This window comes from Sphingomonas mangrovi, assembly GCF_047975845.1.
Classification (GTDB): Bacteria; Pseudomonadota; Alphaproteobacteria; order Sphingomonadales; family Sphingomonadaceae; genus Sphingomonas.
Map to the genome: position 1 here is coordinate 1 of NZ_JBIUCZ010000013.1, position 13,668 is coordinate 13,668.

A 13,668-nucleotide genomic window follows, 5' to 3' on the forward strand; every position below is an offset into this window, starting at 1 on the left:
GGCGTGCGTGGTCGTGGCGCTCCCGTGACGTAGCTGTCCCATACGGCTTCCTTCCATTCCAACGAAAGGATCGCACCATCAAACCGTGGGATCAAACACCTAGAAATAAGGGTCGGCGCGGACTGACTCGGCAAAGCCATTATGGCCGAGCCAGCTCAGATGGGTAGCTTGTCGTTAAAGATGCGGTGGGAGCATGGCAGCCGTAACGGACCAGCTGAACGAACGACCGCGATTATCGACTGCTCATTCCAAAGCGGTCAGGCAGCCTTCCACCATTATGCGACGCTTCGCTCGATACGTATCAATTCCCAAAACACGCGAAATAGTGTTTCTTCGATATCGGTCCGGAAATGGCTGATACAGCAACTCGCCAAGAAGAGGTACGATGACGGCCAGTATTATGCTATTGTCAACGGGAATTGGCGAAGAGCATATTCGAAGACGGCGACTGGATCGTGCAAGCGCACCACATACAGATTAGCAGCCAGCCAACTCCACAGCGTACCGCCGATGACACGTATTTGCGCTACGCCCCAACGGTGTGTTTGCAACGTTCTGCGCGCCAAGCCAGCCTCGCAGCATGGCTCTATCCCGCAAGCGACGCCGGCGCATCTCTCCCGGCTGGTCGCACGATCTCGATGACCTGCACGACTACATCCCGTCGGCCGTCCAGATGCGTGCATCGCGTCGGATACGTCCTGTCCCCGAACCGATCGTCGTTACCGACGACTGGCCGGAACAGGTTCCGATCACCGACACCGAACTTCGCATTATCGAAGGCCATCTTGCAGACGAGCTGGATGCCTCGTTCGGTCCGTTGCGATGAACTGAGGAGTAGCGCGTCATGACCACCACCCCGGCGCTGGACGAGGAGACGCTCATGCCGGCCACGGCTCGCGCCGCGCTCTACCTGCGGGTCTCGACCCCTCGCCAGGCGGATCATGACCTCTCGATCCCCGATCAGCGCCGCCAGCTCGAAGCCTATTGCCGCTCCCGCGGCTGGGAGGTGGTGGCCGCGTTCGTCGAGCCGGGCGTCTCCGGCACCGATGATCGCCGGCCGGCATTTCAGGACATGATCGACTCCGCGATGGAGAAGCCAGCGCCATTCGACATCATCGTCGTGCACAGCTTCTCCCGCTTCTTTCGCGACCAGTTCCAGTTCGAGTTTTATCTGCGCAAGTTGGTCAAGAACGGCGTGCAGCTCGTGTCGATCACTCAGGTGCTGGGTGACGATCCCGCGAGCGAGATGATGCGCAAGATCATGACGCTGTTCGACGAATATCAGTCGAAGAAGACCGCCAAGCACACGTTGCGCGCGATGAACGAGAATGCCCGCCAGGGCTTCTGGAACGGGGCCCGTCCGCCGATCGGCTACCGGGTTGTGGCCGCCGAGCAGCGCGGCACCAAGACCAAGAAGAAGCTGGAGATCGATCCGATCCACGCCGAGACCGTCCGGCGTATCTTCCGCCTTGCTCTGAATGGCGCCGACGGAAGAGGGCCTATGGGCGTGATGGCGATCGCATGCTGGCTCAACGAAAACAACATGCGCACTCGCTATGGCGGACGCTGGGGCAAGGGCATGGTCCACGAGGTGCTGACCCGCACCACCTATATCGGCCAGCACCGCTTCAACACCTATGATGCGGAGAAGAGGCGCCGCAAGCCGCCCGAAGAGCATGCGATCATGGAGGTGCCCCCGATCATCAGCGTCGCCGAGTTCGAGGCGGTCCAGCGTTCCTTGAAGGCGCGCAGCCCCAAGATGATGCCGCCGCGCGCGGTCGGGGGATCGACGCTGCTGACCGGCATCTGCTTCTGCGCCAGTTGCAATGGCGCCATGACGCTCCGGACGGGCACGAGCCGGAGTGGCCAGGAGTATCGATATTACACCTGCGCCACCAAGGCGACGAAGGGTGAGACCGGCTGCAAGGGCGTTTCAGTCCCCATGCACCAGCTCAATCAGGCGGTCGTCGAACATCTGGAAAAACGGCTGCTCGATCCTGCTCGTCTTGAGACGCTCATGGATCAGCTCCTGAACCGGCGTGACGATTGGGCGGCGGAACGCCGTCTGCATGTTGCCGAGATGGAGCGCCGCGCGACCGAGGCGGACGCAAAGCTGACGCGGCTCTACGAGGCCATCGAGAACGGCCTGGTGGATGTCGGTGACGCATCGCTCAAGTCGCGGATCACGGAACTGACCACCATCCGCGATCAGGCACGCGGCGATGCCGAGCGGGCGGTGACCCATATCGAGCGGATTGGCCCGCAGATCACCCCGCAGACGCTCGGCACGTTCGCCCGAGCCGTTCGCCGCAAGCTGCGGCACGAGGACGGTACCTATGCCCGAAATCAGATTCGCGCCGTCGCGCAGCGGGTGGAAGTGGTCAGCAAAACTGACGTTCGTATCCGCGGAAACCGCACCGAGTTGCTGCGGACCCTCACCGCCGCCTCTGACGTAGAGGCGGCGGCGCTAGGGCCTCGCGGTTTTGGACCGAAATGGTGCCGCTTACAGGACTCGAACCTGTGACCCCCGCATTACGAATGCGATGCTCTACCAACTGAGCTAAAGCGGCCCGGGCGCCGGAGCGCCGGATCGGAAGCGGGCGCATATCAGCAGGCGTGGGGGCTGGCAAGCGTCCTGTCGGCGTCCGGTGGCAGCTTTTTCGCGGGCCCCGCCCCGACTTTCGTCGGTCGACCCGCAATCGGGGCGTGCGGCGGCTTCACGCATCGTTTACCACGGAGGGCGTAGGGTAGCGATGGGCAGCGACGCCCGCGAAGGATCGGATATGGACAGGGCGCGCGGACCGGAGGAACAGCCGGAGCGGGAGGAGTTCGACCGCGAGGGGGTGGGCCAGGCGCCCGAGCCGCGGCTCGGCATCGGCGGCGACGAGCGGCGGATGCACGTGCGCGCCTACAATCACTGGGTGTCGATGCTCAACGGCCGCGCCTATCCCACGATCGAGGAGCTCGATCCCGCCAGCGTCGGCGACTTCGGCCCGCACGGCGTGCTGCTGGACTTCTCGAGCGACGAGGCAGACCCGCGCATCCGCTTCATCGGCCATGCGCTGCGCGAGCAGTGCGGCGTGTCGTCGGGTATCCGGCGGATCGCCGACGTGCCGCAGGAATCGCTGCTCGCCCGGCTCACCGAGCAATATCCGCGCATCCTCGCCAGCCGCGCACCGATCGTGTTCGAGGCCGAGTTCCAGTCGAAGCGCGGGCACCTCACCCTGTACCGCGGCATCCTGATGCCGTTCTCGTCCGACCAGCAGCGGATCAACTATCTCTACGGCGTGATCAACTGGAAGGAAGTCGCCGACCCGGAGATGCACGCGCGGCTCGCCGCGGAGATGGCCGACGCGCGCAGCGTCGTCGCCCCCCGCCCTACCCCCGTCGCGCCGATCTGGGCGGACGGGCCGAGCGCCGGTTTCGCAGATCCCGCTCCGGTGGCGGGCGCCGGCGAGACGCTGCTGCGCGCGGCGCCGTCGCTCGGCACGCTGGCGATCGATGCCGGCGACGCGCCGTTTGTCGTGCTGCTCGCCCGCGCTGCCGGCCCCGGCCAGGTCGAGGTCGTCGCGCAGCTTCGCGATCCGATGCTGACCGAAGAGGCGATCCGCCACGCCGGCGACCTCTGACGCGCTGCAACATCGTCTTCGCACCCGCCACAAGCCTTGAGCCGGCGGGTGGGCGGGCGCATATCCCCCGCCATGACCGATACGGATAAGGTGCCGCAGGCCATTGCGGCGAGGTTGTTCGAAGGCGCGCTTCCGGGCGAACTCGAAGGGCTCGGAACCGAGGAACGGGAGGCGGCGGTGCGGCTGGTGGCCGATGCGGCGCGTGTGCGTCCGCCCGGCACCGCCTCGATCGCGATCGACAGCGTTACCAGCGACGGCCGCCGTCGGATGCGGCTGGCGGTGGTCAACGACGACATGCCCTTCCTGGTCGATTCGATCGCGGCGACGATCACCGGCCACAACCTGCCGATCGAGCGGATCGTCCACCCGGTCCTTCCGGTCCTGCGCGACGAACGCGGCGCGATCCGCGGCATCGATGCCGGGGGCACGCCCGAATCGATGGTCTATGTCGAGATGGACCGCGTCGACGCCCGGCTGCGGCGCGAACTGCACGACGAGATCGAGCGCAACCTGGGCGACGTCCGCGCCGCCGTCGGCGACTGGCAGCCGATGCAGCAGGCGATGCGTGACGACGCCGAGCGCACGCCGGACGCGGAGACCCGCGCGTTGCTCGAATGGTTCCTGGATCGCAACTTCACCCTGCTGGGGCACCTGCGCTGGTTCGCGGGCGAAAGCGACCGCGACTGCCTGGGCATCGCGCGCCGGCCGATCCGCGAGCAGATCCTGGCCGAAAGCTCGCGCGAGCGGGCGCTCGCCTGGTTCCGCGACGGGCAGCAGCCGCTCCTGCTGCTCAAGTCCAACGCGCTCTCCACCGTCCATCGCCGCGCGCCGCTCGACCTGGTGGTACTGCCGATCCGCGACGGCGGAGACGTCGTCGGCCTGTCGATCCACGCCGGGCTGTGGACCAGCGCCGCGCTCCACGCAGCGCCGATCGACGTGCCCGTGCTGCGCCGCAATCTGTCGGAACTGGAGACGCAGTTCGGCTTCGATCCGACCGGCCATGCCGGCAAGTCGCTGGCACATGCGATGACCGCGCTGCCGCACGACCTTACCACCGCCTTTGCCGCCGACGCGCTGGAGACGCTGGCGCTCACCGCCATGTCGGTGGCGGACCGGCCGCGTTCGCGCGTGGTGCTGATCCGCAGCCCGCTCGGCCGCCACCTGTTCGCCTTCGTCTGGCTGCAGCGCGACGACCTGTCGACCGGGCGCCGCAGCGCCATCGGCGACCTGCTGTGCGAGGCGGCGCACGCGCGGCTGCTCAACTGGGCGATCGCGCTGGAAGGCGACGCCGCGCTGATCCGCTACATGCTCGACCTGCGCGGCGACGGCCGGATGCCCGATGCGGCCGAACTCGACGCCCGCGTCGAACGGATGGTGCGCGGCTGGAGCCCGGCGCTCGAATCGGCGCTGGGCGAGATCGCCCCCGCCGGCCATGCCGCACGGCTGGCGCTGCGCTTCGCCAACGCGCTGCCGGTCAACTATCGCAACGTCACCACCGCCGAGGAAGCGGCGCACGACGTGCTGCGGCTGGGCGCGCTCAGCGACACCGGCAGCCGCTCGGTGCGGATCCTTCCGTCTGCCGACGGCGGCACGCTGCGCATCAAGATCTATCGCCAGGGCGCGGCGCTGCCGCTGTCGGACGCGGTACCGGTGTTCGAGAACTTCGGCTTCCGCGTGGTGGAGGAAATCCCGACTCGGCTGACCGACGACGCGCACTCGTACATCCACGACTTCGCCGTCGAGCTGCCGGGACAGGACGCGCACGATTTCGACGTCGCGGTGGCTGAGGAGGCGATCGCGGCGGTACTGGAGCTGCGCGCCGAGAACGACGCATTCAACCGGCTGATCGTCGAGGCGGGGCTCGCCCCCTCCTCCGTCGTGCTGTTCCGCGCCTGGTTCCGCTATCTGCGCCAGGCGGGGCTCACCTATCCGTTGGGAACCGTCGTCGACGCGCTGCGCCGCGCCCCCGCCGTGGCGCGCACGCTGGTCGCCCGCTTCGCCGCCGTCCACGATCCCGCGAACGCCGACGGCGACCAGGCGGCGGAAGCGAACGACGCGATCGAGCGCGGGCTCGACGCGGTGTCGGGCATCGACGACGACCGCATCCTGCGCGCCTTCCGTGCGGTGGTCGACGCGACGCTGCGCACCAACGCCTTCGCTCCGGCCGCGGCCGAAGCGCTGGCGTTCAAGCTCGACAGCGCGAAGATCCCCGGCCTGCCCAAGCCGCTGCCGTGGCGCGAAATCTTCGTCTATTCGCCGCGCGTCGAGGGTATCCACCTGCGTGCCGGCCCGGTCGCCCGCGGCGGCCTGCGCTGGTCCGACCGACGCGACGATTTCCGCACCGAGATCCTGGGCCTGATGAAGGCGCAGCGCGTCAAGAACGCGGTGATCGTGCCGACCGGCGCCAAGGGCGGCTTCTATCCCAAGCAGCTCCCCGCCCCCGGCGATCGCGACGCCTGGCTGGCGGAGGGCACCGAAAGCTACCGCATCTTCATCCGCACGCTGCTGTCGATCACCGACAATCTGGTCGAGGACAAGGTGGTGCACCCGGAGGGAGTCGTCATCCTCGACGGCGACGATCCCTATTTCGTCGTCGCCGCCGACAAGGGCACCGCGACCTTCTCCGACGTGGCGAACGCGCTCGCGATGGAGCGCGGCTTCTGGCTGGGCGACGCCTTCGCCAGCGGCGGCAGCCACGGCTACGACCACAAGGCGATGGGGATCACCGCGCGCGGCGGCTGGGTCTCGGTCCAGCGCCACTTCCGCGAGATGGGCGTCGACGTGCAGGCCGATCCGGTCACCGTCGTCGGCTGCGGCGACATGTCGGGCGACGTGTTCGGCAACGGCATGCTGCTGTCGAAGACGATCCGCCTGCAGGCGGCGTTCGACCACCGCCACATCTTCCTCGATCCCGATCCCGACGCGGCGAAGAGCTGGGAGGAACGCCAGCGGCTGTTCGATCTGCCGCGCTCCAGCTGGGACGACTACGACAAGGCGCTGATCTCGGAGGGCGGCGGCGTGTTCCCGCGCACCGCCAAGACGATCCCCCTGTCCGAGCCGGTGCGCCGGATGCTGGGCACGGAGGAGACCGAACTCGATCCGTCCGCGCTGATCTCCGCGATCCTTCGCGCCCCGGCGGACCTGCTGTGGTTCGGCGGCATCGGCACCTATGTGAAGGCGGCGCAGGAAGCGCATTCGGAGGTCGGCGATCCCGCCAACGACCGCATCCGCGTCAATGCCGAGGCGCTGCGCGTCAAGGTGGTCGGCGAAGGCGCCAACCTGGGCGTCACGCAGGCGGCGCGCATCGCCTTCGCGGCGAACGGCGGGCGCATCAACACCGACTTCATCGACAATTCGGCCGGCGTCGACTGCTCGGACAACGAGGTCAACATCAAGATCGCGCTCAACCGGGAGATGCGCGAAGGCCGGCTCGCGTTCGAGGACCGCAACGCGCTGCTCGCCGAGATGACCGACGACGTCGCGAAGCTGGTGCTGGAGGACAACCGCCTGCAGACGCTGGCGCTGTCGTTCATGGAGAGCGACGGCGCGGTCGCGGTGCCGAGCTACGTCCGCGTGATCGAGGTGCTCGAGGGCGCCGGCCGGCTCGACCGCGCGGTCGAGGGGCTCGCCCCCAACGACGAGTTGCTGCGCCGGGCACAGGAAGGACAGGGCTTCACCCGCCCCGAGCTGGCGGTGCTGCTCGCCTCGGCCAAGCTCGCGCTGCAGGACGCGATCGAGGAGCGCGGCCTGGGCGCATTGCCCGAGCTGCTGCCCGACCTGTGCGGCGCCTTCCCCGCCGCGATGCAGGAGCGGTTCGGCGACGCCATCGAGCAGCACCGGCTGCGCGGCGAGATCGTCGCCACCAAGCTCTCCAACCGCGTCGTCAACCGGCTGGGCGTGCTCCACCCGTTCGAGCTGGTCGAGGAGGAAGGCGCCGCAGCCGGCGACCTGGCGGCGATGTTCGTCGTCGCCGAACGGCTGTTCGACCTGCCCGCGCTGTGGGCCGAGATCGAGGCGGCGGAGATCGGCGAGGAGGCGCGGCTCGCGCTGATCGACCAGGCCGCCGCCGCGACGCGCACCCACATCGCGGACCTGCTGCGCACCTGCCGCCCGGGGACCCACCCGGCCGACGCGATCGCCCGCCTGCGGCCGGCGATCGAGCGGCTCGCGTCGCAGACCGAGTCGCTGCTGCTGAGCGAAGCCAAGGCGCAGAGCGAGCGCATCCGCGAGCAGCTGACAGCGGCCGGCGCGCCCGAGCATCTCACCGCCAAGGTCGTGCGGCTGTTCGACCTCGACGGCGCGATCGGTCTGGCCGAGCTCGGCGCGCAGCGCGGCGTCGACGAGGTGACGCTCGCCCACGCCTTCACCCATCTGGGCGAGGCGCTGGGGCTCGACTGGGCGCATGCGGCGGCGGCGCGCATCAGCACCGGCGATCCGTGGGAACGGCTGATGATCGCCGGGCTGGCGCGCGATTTCGAGCAGCTTCGGCTCGATTTCCTCGCCCGCATCGGCGGCGACGATCCGCGCGCCGCGGTCGAGGCATGGATGGCCGACCACCAGCCGCGCGTCGCGCAGTTCGCCGCGCTGGTCGCGCGCGCCCGGCTCGCCCCGGCGCCGACCTCGGCGATCCTCGCGCAGATCGCCAGCCAGGCGCGGGTGCTGCTGGGCCGCTGACCGGCACGCTGCGGCGGCCCCACTCGGTCGCCGCAGCGCTGCCCTGCGTAACATTAGATTGCAATTGAGAATCGTTCGCGTATCGAGGGGCATCCTCCTCGAACAGCGAACCGCATGCCCGCAACCGCCCTTCGCCCCCGGCCCGATCCTCGCAAGAAGAGCCGCAAGGCGTTCTGGCTGCGTCAGCTCCACACCTGGCACTGGATGAGCTCGGCGCTGAGCCTGATCGGCCTGCTGCTGTTCGCCGTCACCGGCTTCACGCTCAACCACGCCGCCGACATCGAGGGCAGCCCCACGGTCGCCACTGCCGAGGCGACGCTGCCGACCGACCTGCTGCGGCTGGTGCGTCCCGACGGCGCGCCCGACGGCAAGCGGCCGCTGCCCGCGCCCGTAGCCGCCTGGATCGCCAAGACGCTGCCGCTCAGCCCGCATGGCGACGCCGAATGGTCGGCCGACGAAGTCTATCTGGGGCTGCCGCGTCCCGGCGGCGACGGCTGGGTCGCGATCGATCGCGCGACCGGCGCCGTCACCAGCGAGCGTACCGACCGCGGCTGGATCGCCTACCTCAACGACCTCCACAAGGGGCGCAACGCCGGCACCGCGTGGAGCTGGTTCCTCGACGTGTTCGTCGGTGCCTGCCTCGTCTTCTCGATCACCGGGCTGTTCCTGCTCCAGCTCCATGCCGCCAAGCGCCGCAGCACCTGGCCGTTGGTCGGCATGGGGCTGGTGATCCCCGCCCTCGTCGCCCTGTTCCTGATCCACTGAGCCCCGGAGCTTCGCCCATGCACGTCCGCCACCATCTCGTGCTCACCGGCCTGCCGCTCGTCGCGGTCGCGGGCGGCATCGCCGCGCCCGCCCAGGCGCAGACGCTCGACCTGTCGATCACCATCCCGCGGCTGTCGGTCGCCGAATACCACAAGCCCTATGTCGCGGTGTGGCTGGAGAAGGAGGGCGGCGGCGCCCGCACCCTCGCGGTCTGGTACGACCACGACATGAAGAACGGCGAGGGCACCAAGTGGCTGCGCGACGTGCGCCAGTGGTGGCGCGCCTCCGGCCGGTCGATGCAGTTCCCCGCCGACGGCGTGACGGGCGCGACGCGCGCGCCGGGCACGCACACGCTCCGCTTCGCCGCCGGCAAGGGGCCGCTCGGGCAGCTCGGGCCGGGCAAGTACACGCTGGTGGTGGAGGCCGCGCGCGAGGTCGGCGGCCGCGAGCTGCTGCGCCTGCCCTTCGCCTGGCCGCCCGTCGGCGGCGGCACCGCGCGCGCCGCGGGGACCAGCGAGCTCGGCGCGGTGACGCTCACCGTCCGCCGCTGACGCCATTCAACCGGGAGGGACCCACCATGCACCACAACCGCCTGCTCGCCGCCGCCGCGGCGCTCGCCCTGCTGCTCCCCGCCGCCGCGGGCGCGCACCGCCAATGGATGCTGCCGTCGACCACCGTCGTCTCGGGCGACGACGCCTGGGTAACGGTCGACGCCGCCATTTCCAACGACCTCTTCTACTTCGAGCATTTCCCGATGCGCACTCCGCCGGCGGTGATCCAGCCCGACGGCAGCGCCGGCAAGATCGAGAACTGGTCGACCAGCCGCTACCGCAGCACCTTCGACGTCCATCTGACGGAAAAGGGCACCTACAAGATCGCCGCCGTCTCGGACGGGGTGATGGGCAGCTACAAGCTGAACGGGAAGGAAGAACGGCTGCCGCGCGGGCTTACCGCCGACAAACTCGCCGGCGCGATCCCCGCCGGTGCGACCGACGTGCGCACCGCGACCAGCAGCAGCCGCAACGAGATCTTCGTCACCTCGGGCGCACCGACCACCACCGTGTTCCAGCCGACCGGCAAGGGGCTCGAACTCGTGCCGGTCACCCACCCCAACGACCTCGTCTCGGGCGAGGCGGCGACCTTCCAGTTCCTGCTCGACGGCAAGCCCGCCGCCGATCTGCCGGTGACGGTGATCCCCGGCGGCATCCGCTATCGCGACCAGCTCGGCCAGATCGACCTGAAGACCGGCGCCGACGGCAAGGTCGCGATCACCTGGCCAGAACCGGGCATGTACTGGCTCAACGTCACCACCGGCGGCGGGCGCCGCGGCTCCGAGGCCGGCGCTGCCGCAACGCCCGCCCCCACGCGCCGCGCCAGCTACATCGCGACTCTGGAGGTGCTCGCGCCCTGACGCCGGCGCGCGTCGCCATCCCCGCGCACGTGGACCCGGCGGCGTTCGCGCGCCGGGACCCGCACGCGCGCGTCGCCACGATCGGCGGCGAGACGATGGGCACCGTCTGGAGCGCAAAGATCGTCGGCGGCGATCCGCAAGCGACGCGGGCGCTCGCCGAACGGTTGCTCGCCCAGGTCGTCGCCGAGATGAGCCACTGGGCGCCGGACTCGGCGCTGTCGCGGCTCAACCGCGCGCCGATCGGCAGCTGGCAGCGACTGCCGCCCGCGCTCCTACGGGTGCTGGCTGCGGCCTGGGAGGTTGCCGGGGCGAGCAACGGCGCGTTCGATCCGACGACCGGCGCGCTGGTCGACCTGTGGGGCTTCGGCCCGGCTGGTCCGCGCAGCACCGTCCCGGACACCGCCGCGATCGACGCCGCGCACGCCGCCGCCGGCCTCGCCGCGTTCGAGCTCGACCCGCTGCTGCTGCGCGCCCGCCGGCGGCGCGACGCACGGCTCGACCTGTCGGGCATCGCCAAGGGGTATGCGGTCGATGCGCTCGCGGAGGCGTTGGCGGCGGCCGGCCATCGCGACGTGCTGGTCGAAATCGGTGGCGAGTTCGTCGGGCGTGGGCTGCGTCCCGATGGTCAGCCCTGGTGGATCGACGTCGAGCCGCTGCCGGACGCTGCCCTGCCCCCGCTGCGCATCGCCGCGCACGAGATCGCCGTTGCGACCTCGGGCGACTATCGCCGCCAGTTCGTCGCCGGCGGCACGCGCTATTCGCATACGCTCGACCCGCGCACCGGCCGCCCGATCGCCCACGGCACCGCCTCGGTGACGGTGCTCGGCTCCAGTTGCATGCTCGCCGACGCCCATGCGACGGTGCTCACCGTGCTGCCGCCCGAGCAGGCGCGGGCATGGGCGATCGAGCACGCGATCGCCGCGCGCCTCGTCGAGCGCTCGGGGCACCGCCTGGAGGAATGGCTCTCGCCCGCCCTCCAGGCGATGCTCGACGGACCGAGTTAGAAGTCGACCGACATCGATGCCTTGAACGTCCGCGGCATGCCCTGGAGCAGCGAAGAGTTGGACGAGTCGAACGCGCTCGCCCAATAGCGTTCGTTGGCGACGTTATCGACGTTGAAGCGGAAGGTGACCGGCCGCTGCGCGACGACCGCGACATAGCGCGCGCCCAGGTCGAAGCGCGTCCAGTCGCCGATCTCCAGCGTATTGGCGTCGTTCACCTGCTGCTCGCCCGTCTGCACGACGCGGCCGGTCAGCGTCAGCCCGGCGGCGAAGGGCAGATCCCATTCGACATTGGCGTTGACCGTATAGTCGGGGACGCCGCGCGCGGTGTTGCCGTCGAGCGCGCCCGCCTGCGTACGGCGCAGTTCGGCGTCGATGACCGTGCCGCCCGCGATCAGCCGCAGGCCGGGGGCTAGCTCGCCGTCGATGCCGATCTCGATCCCGCGGTGGCGCTGTTCGCCGTCGACGCCAATGGTGGCGCTGGCGCCGCCGGCATCGAGCGTGGCGATGGTGAAGGGGCGCGCGATCTGGAATGCGGCGATGCTGGCGTTGATGCGGCCGATCCCCAGCTTCGCGCCGACCTCGTACTGCACCGACTTGAACGGGTCGAAGATCTCGCCCGCGTTGCTCACGGGCACGTCGCCGACCCCAGGGTAGGTAACGCTGACGCCTGCTGTCGAGCCCGGCGCGAGCGATTCGATGCGATTGGCGTAGAGCGACACGCCATCGACCGGCTTCGCAACGATACCCACGACCGGCGTGACGGCATCGTCGGTCCGCGCGGACTGCAGGCTGCCGTCGCCGTAGGAATAGCCCTTGCTCGTGATGCTCTGCAGGCGGAGGCCGGCGGTCACCAGTACGCGGTCGTCGAGGAAGCCGATGGTGTCGGACGCGAACGCGCTGCCGAGCCGGCTGCGCGCGATCGGGAACGGATCGTCCAGGTCGCCGCCCGCGAACGTCACCGTGCCCGGAACCGCGAATTGCGGCGTGTCGTACAGGTTGGTGGGCGTGTTGCTGTAGAATTCATAGGCGGTGCGATTGACGCCCCAGATGTGGCTGCCGCCGACGTTGATCTGGTGGGTGATGCCACCGCTGGCGAGCCGCACGCGCAGACCGCCCTGCACCGACACGTTGGTGCTCGTGAACGGAATGAAGGACGCCCCCGCAAGGCCCGCGCCGGTTGCCGCGTCGTTCAGCGTGAAGCCGCTGTACCGGCCCTCTTCGTCGGTGTCGCGCGCGCCGCCCGTTACGTACAGCGTCGCGTCGTCGGCGACGTCGTACTCGACGCGGGCGCTGCCGAACACGTCGCGCAGGTCGGTGTAGGTGAAGGCCTGCCCGTAATTATGGTCCGCATCGGGCACGCGCGGGACGGCGGTGGAGACGATCACCTTGGGCCGCAGATTGCGCACCTCGTAGCGCTGGTAGGCGATATCGCCCGATACGCGCAGCGCCCCGCTCGACCAGTCGAGCGACGCGCCGATCACCGTGGCGCGACGGAACTCGTCGTCGACCGCGACGTCACCCGCGCGATAGGCACCGTTGATGCGGACGCCCAGCGCACGATCGGCGCCGAAGCGCCGCGACACGTCGAAGCTGCCGCCGAAATGCGCATCGCCGGCATAGTTGGCGGTGGCGCGGAACAGGTCCTCCTGCCCGGCACGCTTGGAGGTCAGGTTGACGTTGCCGCCGATGCCGGTCCCGCCCGGCGCGGCGCCGTTCAGGAAGGCGCTGGCGCCGTTCAGCACCTGCACCTGGTCATACAGTTCCGGCGCGATCAGCTGGCGCGGCGTGACGCCGTACAGGCCGTCCAGCGCGATGTCGTCGCCGAACAGCGGAAAGCCGCGTACGACGAACAGTTCGGCGGCGTTGCCGAAGCCATAGGTGGTGCGGAACGACGGATCGTTCTCCAGCACCTGGCCCAGCGTCTGCGGCTGCTGGTTGAGGATGAGGGCGCTGTTGTAGCTCTTGATGCTGAAGGGGACGTCCTCCGCCCGCTGATCGCCCAGCACGCCCACCCGCCCCTCGCGGGTCACCTGCGTCTCGTTGCGGCGCTGTGCGGTGACGACGACCTCGTCCTCAGTCACCGGCGTCTCGCTCGCGACATCCTGCGCGAAGGCTGGCAATGCGCCCGTCGCCAGCGCGAGCGCCAGACCCGAAGCCGCCGCGCGGTACCCCATCTTCCTCATCA

Annotated in this window: 9 protein-coding genes and 1 tRNA gene; 8 read left to right on the forward strand and 2 right to left on the reverse strand. The window is 69.5% G+C overall.

The features are described 5' to 3' along the window. Positions 1–580: 580 nt before the first annotated feature. On the forward strand, positions 581–826 hold the full coding sequence (locus ACBY01_RS08295; protein ID WP_416460335.1) for a hypothetical protein: 246 nt from the start codon (positions 581–583) through the stop codon (positions 824–826). An 18-nt stretch (positions 827–844) separates the two neighbouring features. Then, a complete protein-coding gene (locus ACBY01_RS08300) occupies positions 845–2,524 on the forward strand; it encodes a recombinase family protein (RefSeq protein ID WP_416460336.1) in 1,680 nt (559 codons plus the stop codon). On the opposite strand, the gene ACBY01_RS08305 is transcribed toward ACBY01_RS08300, so the two are convergent. Beyond that, positions 2,495–2,570 (reverse strand) — tRNA-Thr (locus ACBY01_RS08305). The genes ACBY01_RS08300 and ACBY01_RS08305 overlap by 30 nt on opposite strands. 213 nt (positions 2,571–2,783) lie before the next feature. On the opposite strand from ACBY01_RS08305, the gene ACBY01_RS08310 reads away from it, so the two are divergent. The 6 genes from ACBY01_RS08310 to ACBY01_RS08335 all read left to right on the forward strand — a co-directional run bounded on the left by ACBY01_RS08310 (position 2,784) and on the right by ACBY01_RS08335 (position 11,483). Further along, entirely contained in the window at positions 2,784–3,629 is an 846-nt protein-coding gene (locus ACBY01_RS08310) for a PAS domain-containing protein (protein WP_416460337.1), read from the forward strand. A gap of 72 nt (positions 3,630–3,701) precedes the next feature. Next, on the forward strand, positions 3,702–8,303 hold the full coding sequence (locus ACBY01_RS08315) for an NAD-glutamate dehydrogenase (RefSeq protein WP_416460338.1): 4,602 nt from the start codon (positions 3,702–3,704) through the stop codon (positions 8,301–8,303). Positions 8,304–8,417: 114 nt separating this feature from the next. After that, positions 8,418–9,068: a PepSY-associated TM helix domain-containing protein gene (locus ACBY01_RS08320; RefSeq protein WP_416460339.1), complete on the forward strand. Its 651-nt coding sequence runs from the start codon at positions 8,418–8,420 to the stop codon at positions 9,066–9,068. A 17-nt stretch (positions 9,069–9,085) separates the two neighbouring features. Beyond that, positions 9,086–9,619, forward strand: coding sequence for a DUF2271 domain-containing protein (locus ACBY01_RS08325; RefSeq protein WP_416460340.1), 534 nt, complete (start codon positions 9,086–9,088; stop codon positions 9,617–9,619). Between the two features lie 26 nt (positions 9,620–9,645). Beyond that, on the forward strand, positions 9,646–10,479 hold the full coding sequence (locus tag ACBY01_RS08330) for a DUF4198 domain-containing protein (protein WP_416460341.1): 834 nt from the start codon (positions 9,646–9,648) through the stop codon (positions 10,477–10,479). A 29-nt stretch (positions 10,480–10,508) separates the two neighbouring features. Beyond that, positions 10,509–11,483, forward strand: a complete 975-nt coding sequence (locus tag ACBY01_RS08335; RefSeq protein WP_416460342.1) for an FAD:protein FMN transferase — start codon at positions 10,509–10,511, stop codon at positions 11,481–11,483. On the opposite strand, the gene ACBY01_RS08340 is transcribed toward ACBY01_RS08335, so the two are convergent. Further along, entirely contained in the window at positions 11,480–13,666 is a 2,187-nt protein-coding gene (locus ACBY01_RS08340; protein ID WP_416460343.1) for a TonB-dependent receptor, read from the reverse strand. The genes ACBY01_RS08335 and ACBY01_RS08340 overlap by 4 nt on opposite strands. Positions 13,667–13,668 lie beyond the last annotated feature (2 nt).